The sequence below is a fragment of the Micromonospora sp. AP08 genome (assembly GCF_008085935.1).
Lineage (GTDB): Bacteria > Actinomycetota > Actinomycetes > Mycobacteriales > Micromonosporaceae > Micromonospora > Micromonospora chersina.
In genome coordinates this window covers 165,154-181,686 of record NZ_VSEZ01000010.1, presented here as the reverse complement: position 1 = coordinate 181,686, position 16,533 = coordinate 165,154, and the positions used below count along the sequence as shown (strand labels likewise).

Annotated in this window: 16 protein-coding genes and 1 pseudogene; 6 read left to right on the top strand and 11 right to left on the bottom strand. The window is 74.6% G+C overall.

Annotation, left to right across the window (positions count from 1 at the left end):
• The first annotated feature begins 4 nt into the window (after window positions 1-4).
• Together FXF50_RS18900 and FXF50_RS18895 are read left to right on the top strand one after the other, a co-directional pair.
• Window positions 5-484 (top strand): Lrp/AsnC family transcriptional regulator, encoded by a 480-nt coding sequence (locus tag FXF50_RS18900; protein WP_091320593.1) that lies wholly within the window; start codon window positions 5-7, stop codon window positions 482-484.
• Window positions 485-529: 45 nt separating this feature from the next.
• On the top strand, window positions 530-1,540 hold the full coding sequence (locus tag FXF50_RS18895) for an LLM class flavin-dependent oxidoreductase (RefSeq protein WP_148429646.1): 1,011 nt from the start codon (window positions 530-532) through the stop codon (window positions 1,538-1,540).
• Window positions 1,541-1,710: 170 nt separating this feature from the next.
• Here the strand turns inward: FXF50_RS18895 and FXF50_RS18890 are convergent.
• The 6 genes and pseudogenes from FXF50_RS18890 to FXF50_RS18865 all read right to left on the bottom strand — a co-directional run.
• A pseudogene (locus FXF50_RS18890) lies at window positions 1,711-1,893 on the bottom strand (hypothetical protein); the annotation flags it as partial.
• Window positions 1,894-2,153: 260 nt separating this feature from the next.
• Complete coding sequence (locus FXF50_RS18885; RefSeq protein WP_148429644.1) at window positions 2,154-3,164, bottom strand: sulfite exporter TauE/SafE family protein; 1,011 nt, start codon at window positions 3,162-3,164, stop codon at window positions 2,154-2,156.
• Between the two features lie 152 nt (window positions 3,165-3,316).
• Complete coding sequence (locus tag FXF50_RS18880; RefSeq protein ID WP_091320579.1) at window positions 3,317-3,787, bottom strand: Rrf2 family transcriptional regulator; 471 nt, start codon at window positions 3,785-3,787, stop codon at window positions 3,317-3,319.
• 71 nt (window positions 3,788-3,858) lie between these two features.
• Window positions 3,859-4,743 (bottom strand): acyl-CoA thioesterase II, encoded by an 885-nt coding sequence (locus tag FXF50_RS18875; protein WP_148429641.1) that lies wholly within the window; start codon window positions 4,741-4,743, stop codon window positions 3,859-3,861.
• Window positions 4,740-6,188 carry a pyruvate kinase gene (gene pyk, locus FXF50_RS18870; RefSeq protein ID WP_148429638.1) on the bottom strand — a complete coding sequence of 483 codons (1,449 nt, stop codon included), beginning with the start codon at window positions 6,186-6,188 and terminating at the stop codon, window positions 4,740-4,742. The genes FXF50_RS18875 and pyk overlap by 4 nt, the downstream gene beginning before the upstream one ends.
• Before the next feature lie 338 nt (window positions 6,189-6,526).
• Window positions 6,527-6,892, bottom strand: coding sequence for a YciI family protein (locus tag FXF50_RS18865; protein WP_148429636.1), 366 nt, complete (start codon window positions 6,890-6,892; stop codon window positions 6,527-6,529).
• A 255-nt stretch (window positions 6,893-7,147) separates the two neighbouring features.
• On the opposite strand from FXF50_RS18865, the gene FXF50_RS18860 reads away from it, so the two are divergent.
• Window positions 7,148-8,014: an aldo/keto reductase gene (locus FXF50_RS18860; protein ID WP_148429634.1), complete on the top strand. Its 867-nt coding sequence runs from the start codon at window positions 7,148-7,150 to the stop codon at window positions 8,012-8,014.
• A gap of 59 nt (window positions 8,015-8,073) precedes the next feature.
• On the opposite strand, the gene FXF50_RS18855 is transcribed toward FXF50_RS18860, so the two are convergent.
• Complete coding sequence (locus FXF50_RS18855) at window positions 8,074-8,871, bottom strand: alpha/beta fold hydrolase (protein ID WP_148429632.1); 798 nt, start codon at window positions 8,869-8,871, stop codon at window positions 8,074-8,076.
• 201 nt (window positions 8,872-9,072) lie between these two features.
• On the opposite strand from FXF50_RS18855, the gene FXF50_RS18850 reads away from it, so the two are divergent.
• The gene (locus FXF50_RS18850) at window positions 9,073-10,419 is read left to right on the top strand and encodes a pentapeptide repeat-containing protein (RefSeq protein WP_148429629.1); all 1,347 of its coding nucleotides are present in this window, start codon (window positions 9,073-9,075) and stop codon (window positions 10,417-10,419) included.
• A 39-nt stretch (window positions 10,420-10,458) separates the two neighbouring features.
• Here FXF50_RS18850 and FXF50_RS18845 read toward each other — a convergent pair whose 3' ends face one another.
• Together FXF50_RS18845 and FXF50_RS18840 are read right to left on the bottom strand one after the other, a co-directional pair.
• Window positions 10,459-10,722 carry a DUF6244 family protein gene (locus FXF50_RS18845; protein WP_091320555.1) on the bottom strand — a complete coding sequence of 88 codons (264 nt, stop codon included), beginning with the start codon at window positions 10,720-10,722 and terminating at the stop codon, window positions 10,459-10,461.
• Between the two features lie 37 nt (window positions 10,723-10,759).
• A complete protein-coding gene (locus FXF50_RS18840; RefSeq protein ID WP_148429627.1) occupies window positions 10,760-10,978 on the bottom strand; it encodes a winged helix-turn-helix domain-containing protein in 219 nt (72 codons plus the stop codon).
• A gap of 255 nt (window positions 10,979-11,233) precedes the next feature.
• Between FXF50_RS18840 and FXF50_RS18835 the strand changes: the two genes are divergently transcribed.
• Complete coding sequence (locus FXF50_RS18835; RefSeq protein WP_148429625.1) at window positions 11,234-11,443, top strand: hypothetical protein; 210 nt, start codon at window positions 11,234-11,236, stop codon at window positions 11,441-11,443.
• On the opposite strand, the gene FXF50_RS18830 is transcribed toward FXF50_RS18835, so the two are convergent.
• Window positions 11,444-12,316, bottom strand: a complete 873-nt coding sequence (locus FXF50_RS18830; RefSeq protein WP_148429623.1) for a hypothetical protein — start codon at window positions 12,314-12,316, stop codon at window positions 11,444-11,446.
• Window positions 12,313-14,880 (bottom strand): FtsK/SpoIIIE domain-containing protein, encoded by a 2,568-nt coding sequence (locus FXF50_RS18825; protein ID WP_148429621.1) that lies wholly within the window; start codon window positions 14,878-14,880, stop codon window positions 12,313-12,315. The genes FXF50_RS18830 and FXF50_RS18825 overlap by 4 nt, the downstream gene beginning before the upstream one ends.
• Window positions 14,881-15,071: 191 nt before the next feature.
• Here FXF50_RS18825 and FXF50_RS18820 point away from each other — a divergent pair, with 191 nt between their 5' ends.
• Window positions 15,072-16,493, top strand: a complete 1,422-nt coding sequence (locus FXF50_RS18820) for an alkaline phosphatase PhoX (RefSeq protein ID WP_148429619.1) — start codon at window positions 15,072-15,074, stop codon at window positions 16,491-16,493.
• The last annotated feature ends 40 nt before the right edge of the window (window positions 16,494-16,533 follow it).

Sequence of the window (16,533 nt, the reverse complement as noted above, 5' to 3'; positions counted from 1 at the left end):
TCGCATGCCTGTCGCACCGAATGATGTACGGCCCTTCGCGGCGCTGGACGACACCGACCGCGCGATCCTGGCCGAGCTGGCGGCGGACGGGCGGCTGCCGAACAACGCCCTCGCCGAGCGGGTGGGGGTGGCGCCGTCGACGTGCCTGACGCGGACCCGGGCCCTGCGCGAGTGCGGGGCGATCCGGGGGTTCCACGCGGAGGTGGACCCGGCGGCCGTGGGGCTGCCGTTGCAGGCGCTGGTGTCGGTGCGGCTGGCGGCGCACGAGCGGGCGGCCGTGGACGCGTTCCGGGCCCGGTCGGTGCGGCTGCCGGGGGTGGTGTCGGTGTTCCACGTGGCGGGCGCGGAGGACTACGTGCTGCACGTGCGGGCGGCGTCGGGCGACGCGCTGCGGGACTTCGTGCTGGACCATCTGGCGGTGGATCCGGCGGTGCAGCACACCCAGACGAGTCTGATCTTCGAGCAGGCGCGCGGTATGGGCTGAGCCACCCGGGGGAACAAATCCGGCGCGCGGCGGGTTGATCAAGTCGTGATCGACGTACCCCTGTCTGTTCTTGATCTTGCTCCGGTGGCCGCCACCGGCAGCGCCGGCGAGGCGCTGCGGCACACGACCGAGCTGGCCCGCCGCACCGAGGAGCTGGGCTACCGCCGGTTCTGGGTGGCCGAGCACCACAACATGCCGGCGATCGCCAGTTCCGCGCCGGCGGTGCTGCTGGCGCACCTGGCCGCGCACACCTCCACGATCCGGCTGGGTTCCGGTGGCGTGATGCTGCCCAACCACGCCCCGCTGGTGGTGGCCGAGCAGTTCGGCACGCTGGAGGCGCTGCACCCGGGCCGGATCGACCTGGGCATCGGGCGCGCGCCGGGCACCGACCAGGTGACCGCGCTGGCGCTGCGCCGGACCATGGAGGGGCTGTCGGCGGAGCACTTCCCGCGGGAGCTGGCCGACCTCATGAACTACTTCAGCGGCGCGGAGCCGGGCCCGATCACGGCGACCCCCGGCAACGGGCAGTCGCCGGAGGTGTGGCTGCTCGGGTCGAGCGGGTTCAGCGCCCAGCTGGCCGGGCTGCTCGGGCTGCCGTTCTCGTTCGCGCACCACTTCAGCGCGCAGAACACCATCCCGGCGCTCCAGCTCTATCGGCAGAGCTTCCGGCCGTCGCAGTGGCTGGAGCAGCCGTACGCCATGGTGGCGGTCAACGCGGTGTGCGCGGAGACCGACGAGCGGGCCGAGTGGCTGGCGGGTCCGGCCGGGTTGTCCTTCCTGAAGCTGCGGTCGGGGCGGCCGGAGCCGCTGGTCAGCCCCGAGGAGGCGGCGGCCTACCCGTACTCGGAGCTGGAGCGCGAGTTCGTGGCGCAGCGCCGCGACGGGCAGGCGACCGGTTCGCCGGAGACGGTGGCCCGGCAGCTCGGCGCGCTGCTGGAGCGCACCGACGCCGACGAGCTGATGCTGACCACGATGGTCTACGACGTGGCCGACCGGGTCCGCTCGTTCGAGCTGATCGCCGAGAAGGTGGCCGGTGGCCTGCGCCGGAAGGGCTGAAACACGCTCGTCATAGCCACGTCACCCGACCGTCGCGCGGACCGCCTAACTTTGGTTCCGGTGGTGGTACGGCATTCCCGGTCGGGACGGGTCGGGAATGCCGCGGTGTGGTGCACCGGGTCGCCGGCGGAGCGGGTTCCGCGGCCGGCGACCCGGTGCCTTTCCACCGCTCAGCGCAGGTAGATGTTCGGCGCGGGCGGGGTGCTCATGCCGTCACCGAGGTGGAAACCCGGGTGCGGCGGCTGGTTGTAGGCGGTGTTCTGCCAGGCGACGGCGACCCGGTACTGCGGGTCGTGCATGAGCGTCGGCAGGCGCAGGCCGGTCGGGGTGGGCGTGCCGTAGATGCGCAGCGCCCCGGGCCGGCGGAGAGGGGTACGCCGCGCTGACGTGACGAGATCGACGTCGGTGACTGGCTCCACGCCCCGTCGGGGTAGGACAACGCTTTCCCGCCGCACAACCGCCCCCGCCCACTCCCTCGCCACGGACCCGGGGCCGTGACGCCGCCCTCCCCCGCGATCTTGCAGTTACTGCCCCGGCAGATGGGGCGAAAGCCTCAGCAGGCGGGCACAAAGTGCAAGATCGCGGGTCGGGGAGGCCGGGTGGGCCGAGGGGGTCAGCCCTCGACGGCGGCGGCGAGCCGGCGGGGCTCCTCCGCGGCGGGGGCGACCTCGGCGGCGGGAGCAGCGGCGACGGCGGCCGGGGCGGCCGCGGGGGTGGTCGGGGTGGTGGGCTGGGTGGCGAGGGCGGCCTCGGCGACGGCGCGGGCCCGGCGGGTGCGGCGCAGCGCCCGCGCCGCCAGCACCAGGGCGACCAGCCAGCCGGCGCCGAGCACCGAGTACACCAGGGCCGGGACCGGGCCGCCCAGTTCGCCGGCGCGCAGCAGGGTGCGGGTGTTGGTCAGCACGATCACGCCGCCGATGACGGCGCCGAGCAGTTGGGCGGGGACGATGCGGACCAGCCAGGCGGCGATCGGCGCGGCGATCAGGCCGCCGATCAGCAGGGCGGCCACGGTGGGCAGCAGGAAGCCGTCGGAGCCGAGGCCGATCAGGAAGCCGATGCTGGCCGCGCCGGCCACCAGGAACTCGGAGGTGTCCACCGAGCCGATCACCTTGCGCGGCTCCATCCGGCCGGAGACCAGCAGCGCCGGGGTGGCGACCGGGCCCCAGCCGCCCCCACCCGTGGCGTCGACGAAGCCGGCGAACAGGCCGAGCGGGGCCAGGAAGCGGCTGCGCAGCCGGCCGGCGGCCCGGGCGGCGCGCAGTGGCCGGGAGAACCGGACCAGCAGGTAGGCGCCGAGGGTGAACAGGATGGCGGCCATCCAGGGCGCGGCCGACTCGGTGGAGATGGAGCTGAGGAAGGTGGCGCCGGCGAACGAGCCGACCGCGCCGGGCAGCGCGATCCGGCTCACCACCCGCCAGTCGACGTTGCCGAACCGCCAGTGCGAGACGCCGGCGGCGAGGGTGGTGCCGATCTCGGCCAGGTGCACCGAGGCGGAGGCGGCGGCCGGCGCCACCCCGGCGAAGAGCAGCAGGGTCGAGGAGGTCAGCCCGTACGCCATGCCGAGCGCGCCGTCGACCAGTTGCGCGGCGAGCCCGACGAGGGCGAGGACCAGCAGCTTGCGCACGAGCGCCCCCTGACTTTTCGGCATCTCCTATCGACTTGGTCGACAATGCGGCACGGAGGCGCTCTAGGTCAAGTCCTCCATCCGGTTGATGGGACGCGCCGGACGGCGCGGCGGGCGCGCGGGACGGCGGCGCCGGGACACCGAGGGGAGCGTCAGCTCCAGGCCCGGGGGTCGGCGGCCAGCTCGTTGACCCGGCCGGGCAGGCTGCCGCCGGCCACGTCGGCGATGGTGACCAGTTCGAGGATCTCCCGCTCGCTGGCCCGCAGCGCGATCCACACGTCCTGGAGGGCGCGGGCGGCGCCCTGGTAGCCGAGCTGCTCGGGGCGCTGGCCGCGTACGTGGGCGAGGGGGCCGTCGATGACCCGGATCACCTCGGCCAGGGAGATCTCCGACGCGGGGCGGGCCAGCCAGTAGCCGCCCTCGGGCCCGCGCTGGGCGTGCACGATGCCGCCCCGGCGCAGCTGGAGCAGGATGCTCTCCAGGAACTTCGGCGGGATGTCCTGGGCGCGGGCGATCTGCTCGGCGGTCACCGGCCGGCTCCGCCCGGCTGTCGCGCCGTCGGCGACCGAGGCCAGTTCGGCGGCCGCGCGGAGGGCGTAGTCGACCCGTGCGGAGAGGCGCATGCCGGCAAGGTTAGTCGCCTGGTCAGCCGCCCGGACTCCCGACCCTCGGCCGAACGGTCACGGTTGCCCGGTCACGCGCCGACGCGGCGCAGCAGACCCTCCTGCACGGCGCTGGCGATGTGCCGGCCGTCGGTGGTGAACATCCGGCCGGTGGCCAGGCCCCGGGCGCCGGACGCGGACGGGCTCCAGCAGTCGTAGAGGAACCACTCGTCGGCGCGGAACGACCGGTGGAACCACAGCGCGTGGTCGAGGCTCGCGCCCACCACTCCCCCGGGCCCCCACACCTCGCCGTGCACCGACAGCACCGAGTCGAGCAGCGTCAGGTCGGAGGCGTACGTGAGGGCACAGGCGTGCAGCAGCGGATCGTCGGGGAGCTTGCCGTCGATGCGCATCCAGACCCGCTGGTGCGGTTCGGCGGGCCGGTCGCCGGGGCGTACCCAGCCGGGCTCGCCGACGTAGCGGACGTCGATGGGGCGCGGGATCTGGCCCCAGATGCCGAGCCGCTCCGGGTAGCGGGAGAGCCGGTCGGTCATGGTCGGGACCTGGTCCGGGGCGGGCACGTCGGGCGGGATCGGCGCGTGGTGGTCCAGCCCCTCCTCCTGCCGCTGGAACGAGGCCGACATGAAGAAGATCGGCTTGTCGTGCTGGAGCGCCACGGAGCGGCGCACCGAGAACGAGCGGCCGTCCCGGACGTTCTCCACCTGGTATTCGATGGGCTCGGCGGGGTCGCCGGGGCGGACGAAGTAGCCGTGCAGGGAGTGCACGAACCGCTCCGGGTCGACGGTGCGCCCAGCGGCGACCAGGGCCTGGCCGGCGACCTGGCCGCCGTACACCCGCTGGGGGCCCACCGGCGGGCTCATCCCCCGGAAGGTCATCTCGCCGGTGTGGTCGAGGTCCAGCACCTCCAGGAGCTGGTCGACCGCGGCCTGCCCGTTCGCCGCCGGACGCTCCGTCACTGCAGGGCCCGCGCGGACGCAGCGTCCACCAGCGACCCGAGCTGGTGCACGCGCAGGGTGTTGGTGGAGCCGGGGGTGCCGGGCGGGCTGCCCGCCACGATCACCACGTAGTCGCCGGGGTTGGCCCGGTTGAGGCCGAGCAGCGCCTGGTCGACCTGGCGGAACATGTCGTCGGTGTGCTCGACGAACGGCATGAGGAAGGTCTCCACGCCCCAGGAGAGGGCCAGCTGGTTGCGCACCTCGGGCACCGGGGTGAAGGCCAGCAGCGGCAGGTCGCAGTGCAGCCGGGCCAGCCGCTTGACGGTGTCGCCGGTCTGCGAGAAGGCGACCATGGCCTTGGCGCCGATGGCCCGGGCGATCGAGGAGGCGGCCACGGTGAGCGCGCCACCGTGGGTACGCGGGTCATGCTGCAGCCGCGGCACGCCGATCGAGCCGGCCTCGGTGGTCGTGATGATCTTCGCCATGGTGCTGACCGTGAGCACCGGATACTTGCCGACGCTGGTCTCGCCGGAGAGCATCACGGCGTCCGCGCCGTCGAGCACCGCGTTGGCCACGTCGGAGGCCTCGGCGCGGGTGGGGCGCGAGTTCTCGATCATGGAGTCGAGCATCTGGGTGGCCACGATGACCGGCTTGGCGTTCTCCCGGCAGAGCTGCACGGCGCGCTTCTGCACCAGGGGCACCTGGTCCAGCGGCAGTTCGACGCCGAGGTCGCCGCGGGCCACCATGACGCCGTCGAACGCCAGCACGATCGCTTCGAGGTGGTCGACCGCCTCGGGCTTCTCGACCTTGGCCAGCACCGGGCGGACGACGCCCTCCTCGGCCATGATCGAGTGGACGAGCTTGATGTCCTCGGGCGAGCGGACGAAGGAGAGCGCGACGAGGTCGACGCCCAGGCCGAGGGCGAAGCGCAGGTCCTCGGCGTCCTTGTCCGACAGGGCCGGGACGCTGACCGCCACGTTCGGCAGCGAGACGCCCTTGTTGTTGGAGACCGGGCCGCCCTCGGTGACCAGGACGCGGATGTCGTTGCCCGTGACGTCGCTGACCTCGACCGCGACCCGGCCGTCGTCGATCAGCAGCCGGTCGCCCGGCTTCACCTCCTGCGGCAGCTTGCGGTAGGTGCAGGAGACCCGCTCCTTGGTGCCGACGACGTCGTCGCCGGTGATGACCACCGAGTCGCCGGTGCGCCACTCGTGCGGGCCGTCGGCGAACTTGCCGAGGCGGATCTTGGGACCCTGGAGGTCGGCGAGCACGGCGACCGGCTGCCCGGCCGCGTCGGCCGCCTCCCGGACCAGCCGGTAGACCGCTTCGTGGTCCTCGTGACTGCCGTGGCTGAAGTTGAGCCTCGCCACGTTCATGCCCGCCTCGACGAGGCCCCGGATGCGCTCGGGGGACGAGGTGGCGGGGCCGAGAGTACAGACGATCTTCGCGCGGCGTGTCACGCCCATCAGGCTAGTCTCTCCTCCGGGTCGACCTACCGGCCGACCCCTTTCGGACTGCGGAACAGTGTCCAACGACGCGCGATACCCGCGCCGGCGGGCGGTGTGGCACCGCACCGGGGACGTCGTGTGTGGCGGGCATCGGCGACCGCGCGGCGGAAATCGTACCGCTCGCGTTCATCCCTCGGCGGAGCGCTCCCGGAGATCCACCGGCGCCACCCGGGTGCCGGTGTCGCCCGTGCGAACCCGGGCGCGGGCGGCGTGGCCGGGGGCACGGTCGGCACCGCCGAGAAGCGGGGCGTGGCCGCGCACCGGGCGGGTGGACCACCCGGTCGCCCGGACGACGGTCAGCCCTGCGCCTTGACGAGGGGGAACTCCAGCGAGCCGGCCGGGCAGAGGAAGGTGAGCACCTCGACCCGGTAGAGCCCGGCCTGCACGGCCGGGTCGGCCTCCATCACGCTGCGGACGTCGTCGACCGAGCCGGTGCGGGCCAGCCCGAACCCGATCGGCGGGTCCGGTTCGCGGGCCGGGCCGTCCACCGAGCCGTCGACCAGGACGATGCCCCGCCGTTGCAGCGCCTGCATGTGCTGGATGTGCTCGGCCTGGAGCCGTTGCACGGTCTCCTCGGGCAGCGCCCGGCCCGACGGTCCCGGGTAGAGCACGATGCACTCGTACGTGTCGAGCGCCAAGTCGAGCCGTGGCGTCGCGGCCATGCGCACCTCCAGACCACCGTCCCGCCCAGCGTCGCACGGCGGTCGGCGCCGCCGGGGCCGCTCGCCGCAACTGCCGGCCCGGCCGGCCGGGTTGCCGACCCGCTGGGCCGTTCGTCCGGCGGTGGACCGCCGGCGCCGCGGAACCGGTGCGGGCGGAAACACACGACGCGGGACGTTGGCGACGGCGATTCGCGGGAAAGAGTCCCGGTCGCGGGGCGGTGACCGCCGCCGACGACGACGCACAGGAGGACCGCCATGACGACCAGCACCCGGCCCGCGAAGGACTCGGGCACCTACCGGATCGGCGGGGACCTCCAGGTCGACCGGCTCGGCTACGGGGCCATGCAGATCACCGGGCCCGGGGTGTGGGGTGATCCGAAGGACCCGGCCGAGGCGGTGCGGGTGCTGCGCCGGGCGTACGAGCTGGGCGTGACCTTCATCGACACCGCCGACTCCTACGGCCCCTTCGTCAGCGAGCTGCTGATCAAGGAGGCGCTGCACCCGTACGCCGACGACCTGGTCATCGCGACCAAGGCCGGGCTGACCCGCTCCGGTCCGGGCGACTGGCGGCCGGTGGGCCGCCCCGAGTACCTGCGCCAGCAGTGCGAGCTGAGCCTGCGCCACCTGGGCCTGGACTGCATCCCGCTCTACCAGCTGCACCGGATCGACGAGAAGGTGCCGCTGGAGGACCAGATCGGCGAGCTGGCGCTGCTCAAGCAGGAGGGGAAGGTGCGGCACATCGGGCTCTCCGAGGTGACCGTCGCGCAGATCGAGGCGGCCCGGCGGATCACCCCGATCGTCTCGGTGCAGAACCTCTACAACCTGGCCGACCGCAGCGCCGAGGACGTGCTGGAGCACTGCGAGCGCAACGACCTGGCGTTCATCCCCTGGTTCCCGATCGCCACCGGCAACCTGGCGCGGCCGGGCGGCCCGCTCGACGCGATCTCCACCGAGCACGGCGCGACGCCCGCGCAGCTCGCCCTCGCCTGGCTGTTGCGCCGGTCGCCGGTCATGCTCCCCATTCCGGGTACGTCCTCCGTGGCGCACCTGGAGGAGAACGTCGCGGCCGCCGAGGTGCGGCTCAGCGACGACGAGTTCGAGGCGCTCGCGAAGGCCGCCTGAGCCGCCCCCGTGTCCGGGCTCGACGGCCGCGCGCGCGACCGTCGAGCCCGGACACGGGTTCAGAGGGCGAAGCAGTTGGGCCGGATCGCGGCGCCGGCGAGCACCTGCCGCACGACGCTGTAGGTGGTGCCGTCGAGGATCAGGCCCAGGTGGCCGACGATCCGCAGCGGGCACCACGCCTGCACCAGGACGTTGGTGGCGCCGTCGCCGAGGGCGGCGTTGTCCACCGGCAGGACCAGCTCGTCCTGCCAGGTGCGGACGGTGGTCCAGCGGACCGCGCCCGGGGTGTCGTCGCCGCCGTTGAGGTCGGTGAGGAAGCCGGACCCGACGGACATCTGCTGGCAGGCGACGATGCCCGCGCAGCTGCCCAGCCCCAGGAAGTTGAGGATGTTGGCGGCGTAGGTGCCCTGCTGGGGGCTGCCCAGGCTCACGTAGCGGTCGACCTTGTCGGCGCCGCCGAGGAACTTCACGTACCAGCGGGAGACCAGGCCGCCCTCGGAGTGGGTGACGATGTCGACCTTCGCCGCGCCGGTGGCGGCGCGGACCTGGTCCACGTAGGACGACAGGGCGCGGGCGGACTCGCGGATGTCGCCGAAGCCGAGACCCGGCAACTGGTAGATGGAGACTCGGTAGCCGTCGGCGCGCAGCCGGGCGGCGATCGGCTCGTACGCGATGGAGACCCCGATCAGGCCGCCGACCACGATGACCGGGTTGGCCCCGGCGGCGGCTTCGGCCGTGGTGGCCTCGGCCGTGCTGGTGGTGGCTGCGGTGGAAGTGGGCTCGGCGTGGGCGGCGGTGGCCGGGACGAGCAGGACGGTGACGGCCGCGGTGGCGGCCAGGATCGTTCGGAGCAGCATGGACTGCACCTCCGGTGGGAGGCCCCGGCGAACCGGGAGGACGGGTGGGGGGATCCGATCGATCGTGGGAACGATGATGCGTGTCCGATTTCACACACGTCAATGGAAAGTTACGCGCGGGTAACCAGTTGTGCCGCTGGGAGCACAAATCGGCGTATCGGACAGCGGCCAGGGTGGTCGCGGGATGGCATGCTGGGCGCCGTGTCCGCCCCACCGCCGCCGGAGAAGCCGCTCCGGGTGATGCCCTGGTGGCTGGCGCTGCTCGGGCTGCTGGTCGCCGTCCTGCTCGGCTGGCTGGTGCTGGACCGGCTGCTCGCCGAGGCCGACCGCGCCACCCAACCCGACACCCGTGCCACGCTGCGCGTCGACGCCATCCGCACCGGTCTCACCGTGGTCGCCGGCACCGGCGGCGGGCTGGCGCTGCTGCTCGCCGCCCGTCGACAGTGGATCAACGAGCGGGGACAGCGGCACCAGGAGGCCGTCGCCGCCCGCGACCAGGCGCACCGCGACCGCGTGCAGGAACACGCCGAGGCGGTCGCCGACGCCGGCCAGCGGCACCAGGAGCGGCAGGCCGCGGCCGCCGAACACGACGCCGCCGAGCGGCGCCTCACGGAGCTGTACGTCCGGGCCATCGAGCTGGTCGGCAGCGACAACCCGGCGGTACGCCTCGGCGGCCTGCACGCCCTGGAACGGCTCGGCCAGGACAACCCGGAGCAGCGGCCGACCATCGTGGCGGTGCTCTGCGCGTACCTCCGGATGCCCCCGCCCGACGACCCGCGCGAGACCGAGGTGCGCCGTACCGCGCAGCGGATGCTCGCCCGCCACCTCCGCGCGGACGGGGACGGCTGGTGGCCCGGCATCGCGCTGGACCTGACCGGCGCCCGGCTGGACGACTTCGACGCCGCCGGCTGCACCCTGATGGACCTGGACCTCACCGGCGCGGTCTGCACCGGCACCACGAGCTTCGCCGGGGCGGTCGCGCACGGGCGGCTGCGGCTGGCCGCCGAGTTCGCGGACGTGGTGTTCGACGACCTCACCGGCGACGCCGAGGTCGTGCTGGACGACGCCCGCTGCACCGGCCGGGTGAGCTTCGACCGCGCCGACCTCGGCGCGCTGTCCTGCCGGGGAGCCAGCTTCGCGGAGGTCTCCTTCCGTGGCGCCACGCTGCGGCAGCCGAGCAGCTTCGACCGGGCCCGGTTCGCCGGCAGCGCCACCTTCCGGGAGGCGGTGTTCGAGGGTGGGCTGTCCATGGAGCACGCCACCTTCGCGGGGTACGCGGGCTTCCACCGCACCCGGTTCGCCGACATGGCGCTGTTCCGCTGGACCGAGTTCGGCGCGGAGGCCTGGTTCGAGGGGGCCCGCTTCGAGGGGGCGGCCAACTTCGGGCGGGCCGTGTTCCACGGCCGGGTCCACTTCGAGGGGGCGACACTGGCCCGCCGGCCGATGGTCGACCAGGCCCGCGCGTCAGCCTCCGTCACCCACGTCTGGCCGCCGGACGTCACCGTCGGCCGGCGCGACGACGACTGGCTCGTCCTGACCGACCCCTGACGCCTGTCCGCGCGCGATCCCGCGGGCCGGGGTGGGGGCTCAGCTGCCCAGCGCCTGGACCTTCGCGATCGTCTCCTGGACGTGCTGGCGGGCCGGCTCGCCGCCCTGGGCGGCCTGGCTGAGCGCCTGCCGGTAGGCGTCGATCATGTTGAGCAACGGTCCGGCCGCCACGCCCTCCAGCGCGCCGGCGACGAGGGCCCGGGCCTCGGCGGCGTCCTGGGCCGCGGCGGCCGTCCTGGCCTTCGCCTCGTCCAGCTTCTGCGCGGCCGCCGCCAGCCTCGCGATGATGTCCGCTGCGCTCACGCGCCCTCCCCACGTCGCCGGGCTCGACCGGTCGGCATCAGCGCTCCGCCACGAACACACCCAGACCGTGCACGCCCTGAACCCATCCCTGCGTCTGCAGGACCAGGATCGCCTGGCGCACGACCGTCGCTGACACGCCGTGCTGTGCCTTGAGCTGCGCCGTGGACGGCAACTGATCGCCGGGCGCGAGGTCACCGGACTCGATCTGGCTTCGGATGTGGTCGGCGAGCTGTTCCCACTTGGGTTTGACGGGCATCTGTACTCCCAGGTCTGCACCGCCATTCGATCACGGGCCACTTCTCATGACAAGTAAGGTGATGTCGCGCTTGCTTTAAGTGACTAGTTGTGTAAAGTTCGAATCGACCGGCTCCCAGGTCTGCAAACCCGAGTTGGTCGTTCCCACCGCGCAGAGCGCCCGGTCGGCCGGTCCCCCTGGACGGCCGGGCGTGCCCGTGGCGTGCCCGCAGTTCCCCTCGCGCCTGGCCCCTTCCCGACCGGCAAGGAGACCATCATGGACAAGCCCGAAGACCCGCCGGCGACCGGTCAGACGGGCCGGACCTTCGTGTCCCGGCAGGATCTGGACGACGCCGACGACATCCTCTTCGCGCATCCGCCCCGGAAGGTGACCCGCTGGCTCTGCGGCTGCGGCGAGGACTGGCCGTGCCCGGACGTGCGCTTCGCCCAACTGGTCCGCCACGCGCGCGTCCGCGCCGCCCCCTGATCAGCTCAGCAGCCGGAACAGCACCAGGTAGACGCAGAACAGCGACGGCGCGACCAGCGCGCAGATGACGAAGCCGAGCGGCACGTACCGCCCCGGCGGGGTCTCGCCGCCGATCACCGGGCGGCCCCAGCGCCCCAGCACCAGATGTCCGGCCAGGAAGGACAGCAGCGGCACGCCGGCGCACGAGACGGCGGCCACCAGGTCCAGCCCGGTGGCCGGCAGCGGCGAGCCGATCAGCGCCACCAGCATGAGCAGGGAGCCGGCCAGCGCGCAGGCGGTGTAGACGGCGACCGCCCGAGCCGGCGCCGACCAGGTGGGCAGCAGCACGGGCCGCTGCGCCAGCGCCTCGGCCTGCCGCCCGTGCCGGTCGGCCTCGTCGGCAAGCTGCCCGGCCGCGGCCAGCTCCGCCGCCGGGTCACCCACCCGGGGCCCCGGCACGGCCCCCTCGGGATACGCCCCGACCCCCGGCCGCCCCGGCGCGGCGGCTGCGCCGCCGGTGGCCCCGCCCCCGGTTCCGGGCGCCTCCGCGCCGGCCGGCACCGGCGCGGCCGTTCCGCCGACAGGCGCGGTCGCACCTGCGGCGGGCCCCTTCGATCCCTGGGCGGGCGCGATCGAACCCGATGCGGGCGGGGCGCCCACGGGGACCGCAGCAGCGCTCGGGGCCTCGGCCGGGACCGACCGCATCGGCAGGTTGATGGCCTGGCCGAGCTGGTCGAGGCGCTGCCCCTGGGCGGCGAGCCGCCGACCGAGCTGGTCCACGGTGGACTGGAGGGCACGCCGCCGTTCCGCCTCGGCGGCGACCGCCCGCTCCCCGCCCCGCTGCCGGGTGGACAGCTCCCGGAGCAGGGCCGCGTACTCGTCGAATCCGGTCACGACTCGTCTCCGTCGCCGACGAAGGGCACCACCAGGGCGGTGCGGTGCTCGTGCCGGTCGACCAGCAGGGCCCGGCCGTCGCGCGGGGCGTAGGCGAGGTCGTGCACGCCCAGGTGCAGCCCGAGGTCGGCGGCGGGCACGTTGAGCGCCACGAGGCAGGCCACGTCGTCGCGGTTCTGGCTGCCGCCGACGTCCTCCGTGAGCCGGCGCAGCCCTCGCCACCAGCCGAGCAGGTGCACCCCGTGCCCGGGACCGTGGCGCAGCACCGCCCGCAGGTCGTCGTAGCCGGAACGGAACGTCACCGGGTCGCTCGCCGCGAGCGCCCCGGCGGCGGCGTCCATCCCGAACACCACCAGGTAGGTGCGGGCGGGGGCCGGAGTGGACACGTCGGCCAGCTCGGCGAGGTGGGCGCGCAGTGCCGCCGCGTCGAGGCGGCGGACCGGGTGGCCGGCGGCCGCGAGGGTCATGGCCAGGTCGTCGGCGGTCTCCGTGGTCCCGGGCGCCAGGGGGACGAACAGGAAGCGGGCCGTGCCGGGTGCGTGCTGCCGGGCCAGGCTGAGGGCGGCCGACCGGAGCACGTCCACGCCGCTCGCGGCGGTGCCGACCACCGCCAGGTGCCGGCCCGGGCTGTCGTCGAGGCGGAACCCGGCCGGGCTGCCGGCCACGTCGACGGTGCGGCCGACGAGGGCGAGCGGCGGCTCGTCGCCGGGGGCCAGGCCGGCCCAGGTGGGGTCGTCGGCGAGCCGCGGGGTCTCGTACCCGCGGAAGACGGCGGGTGGACGGGCGCCGGCGGGGCGGGCGGCGAACAGCTCGTGGCGCAGGGCGGCGAGGTCGGCCGCGGCGGCGTGCGCGTCGGGGAAGCGGACCTCGGTGTCCGCGCCGGCCGTGCCGCCGGCGGTATTGACCACGGCCGTGCCCACGGTCAGCGCCTTCGCGGCGTCGTTGAGCGGATCGAGCACCCCGCCCCCGCCGGGCAGCGCGACCCGCAGCGGGAACTGGCCGAAGATCGCCTCGGCCCGGCCGTAGAGGGCCTCGATGCCGGTGGTGCTCTGGCTGGCCAGCACCAGGTGCAGGCCGTACGAGCGGCCCTTGCGGGCCAGCTCCTCGATCAGGTCGACGGCCTGCCGGGCGAGCGGGTCGTTGCCGGCGAACAGGACGTGGAACTCGTCGACCACCGTGACGATCCGGGGCGGCCGGGCGTTCGGCGGCAGGTCGGCGAGCTTGCTGACGCCGTGCCGCTTGAGCAGGTCGGCGCGGCGGGTCAGGTCGGCGCGCAGCTCGCGGAGCACGGCCACGCCGTACTCGCGGTCGGACTCGATGCCGACGGCGCGGGCGTGCGGCAGCCAGGACGGGTCCCGCTCGGTGGGCACGAACTCGGTGAAGCTGACCCCCTCCTTGAAGTCGAGCAGGAGGAGTTGGAGTTCGGCCGGCGAGTAGCGGGCGGCCAGGCCGTAGAGCACGTCGAGCAGGAACACGGTCTTGCCGGCGCCGGTGCGCCCGCCGACCAGCCAGTGCGGTGTGGCGTCGTCGAAGGCCACGGTGACCGGTTCCCGGCCGGCGGCTCCGCCGACGGCGTCGGACGCGCCGAGCCGGACCCCCCGCACGGCGCGGCCGAGCACGGTCCGCAGCCCGGGGCCGGACGACTCGGCCCAGCGCCGGGCCGGCAGCAGGTCGGCGAAGGTGACCTCGGTGGCCCGCCGGGTGGCCCGGGCGAGCTGCCCGGCCAGCGCGGTCACGGTGGCGTGGGACGGGTCGCCGTCGAGCACCACGGGTGCGGCCAGCCCGCTGCCGTCGGCGCTGAACGGCCGGCCGGGCGGGTCGCCGACCAGGGCGTACCGCTCGTTGAGCCGGAGCTGGGTGGTGGCGCCCAGCGGCGGGGCCTCGCCCGGACCGGCCGCCGGGTGGCCGGCCAGCAGCACGCAGACCGCCGCGGCGGGCCCGGCGTGGGTGAACGCGGCGAGCCGGGCCAGCTCCCGGGGCGGCGGGGCGGACGCGGCGACCAGCAGCAGCAGCTCCCGGTCCTCGGGCGCGGCCGCCTGGGCGTCGCGGGCGTGCCGTTCCGCCGCGTCCAGCAGGGCGGCCGTCTCCGCGACCGTGGTGGCCGCCGGGGCCAGCACGCCGGCGTCGAGCAGCGGGCGCAGCGGCAGGAAGGTGGCGCCGAAGGCGGCCGGGTCGATGCCGGCCACCCGGACCGTGCCGGCGGGCGCGGCGGCCAGCAGCCGCACCACGAGCGCCCGCAGCAGCTCGCCGACCCGGGTGTCCCGGGCGTCGGTGTCGACCGCGAGGTGGGCGCCCGCGCCCAGCGGCACCAGCACCGGGAAGCCGCCGTCCACGGTGGTCGCCTCGCCGAGGCGTACCGGAACGGGGTGGGTGGCGGCGCGGGCGGTGCCGGGCACCGGGCCGGCCAGCTCGTCACCCAGCCGGGCCAGCCGCGCGACCAGTTCGGGGCTGCCCACGGGTGCCGGGCCGGCGGCGGCCAGCGCGCGCCGGGCGGCCTCCCAGCGGCGCAGGGCCTCCCGGTGCAGGGCGACCGCCTGCCGGTACGCCGTCGCGAGCCTGCCCACCGTCCGCCCTCCGACGCCGCCGTACCGATCGAGGGGAACCCTAACGGACGCGCGCGGGCCCGGCACAGTACGCGGCGCGCACCGGACGTTGGTCCACTGTTCATCCCACGGTGGCCGTTCCCACCGGACGCCGTTCCCCCGGCCCGACTTGCCTCTGCCCTGAGCAACGCTGTGAACAGGAAGGCGACGACGTGACCTCCTCCCCCATCTCCCGACGGGCCGTGCTGCACGGTGGCGCGGCCGCCGGCCTCGGCATCGTGGTGGCCGGCAACCTGGAAGCCATCGCCGGCCCGGCGGCGGCGCGGGCCGCGACCCGCCCGGCGGTCGGCTACGGCGACCTCGTCCCGGACCCGGCCGGCCTGCTGGCCCTGCCGCCCGGCTTCTCGTACACCATCGTCGCCCAGGCGGGCGTGACCCTGCTGGAGTCCGGGCAGGCCACCCCGAGCGACGCGGACGGCACCGGCTGCTTCCTCGGCCCCAACGGGTCGGTGCTGGTGAACAACCACGAGATCGGCGGCAGCGAGCCGTTCCCGGTGCCGGCGCTGGCCGGGCTGACCTACGACCCGGGTGCCCGGGGCGGCACCACCACCATCGAGGTGGACGGGCAGGGCCGGCGGCTGCGCGAGTACGTCAGCGTGGCCGGCACGCACAACAACTGCGCGGGCGGCATCACCCCGTGGGGCACCTGGCTGACCTGCGAGGAGACCGAGCAGAAGGCCGGCGGCAAGTACCTGAAGGACCACGGGTACGTCTTCGAGGTCGACCCGCACGACCGGGCCGCCAACCAGAACCCGGTGGCGCTGAAGTTCCTCGGCCGCTACTCCCACGAGGCGGTGGCCGTGGACCCGTACACCCACGCCATCTACCTGACCGAGGACGCGAGCGGCCCGAACGGCCTCTACTTCCGCTGGACCCCGCCGGCCGGTTTCCGGGCCGGCAAGGGCGCGCTGCGCGCGCTCGCCCAGCGGCCCGACGGCGACACCGCCGGCAGCCTCCAGGCGATGACCTGCTTCCGGGGCAGCCAGCACGTGGCCGACCTCTCCGAGGCCACCACCCCGGGCACCCGCTACAGGGTGGAGTGGGTGGAGGTGCCGGACCGCGACGCGAAGACGGTCTCGGTGCGCAAGCAGTTCACCGACGCCGAGGTGACCCGCAGCCGCAAGCTGGAGGGCGCCTGGTGGGCCGACGGCGGCGCGTACTTCGTGGCCAGCTACGCCCGGCACGACGACGGCAGCGTCCACGAGCACGACGGCCAGGTCTGGTTCTACGACCCGCGCACCGAGACGGTGACGCTGAAGACCATCTTCGGCGTGAACACCGAGCCGGAGGCGGACAACGGCAACTACGACGGCCCGGACAACATCACCGTCTCCCCGTACGGCGGCGTGATCCTGGCCGAGGACGGCGAGGGCGTGTCGCACCTGGTCGGGGTGACCGCGCAGGGCAAGGCGTACCCGCTGGCCCGCAACGAGCTCAACGACAGCGAGTTCACCGGCCCGACGTTCAGCGCGGACGGGAAGATCCTGTTCGCCAACATCCAGTCGCCGGGCTACGTCTTCGCGATCACCGGCCCGTGGGGCCGGCCGAGCAACGCGGACGTCGACGCGTCCTGACCCGACGGTGACGGCCGGCGGCTCCACGGGGGCCGCCGGC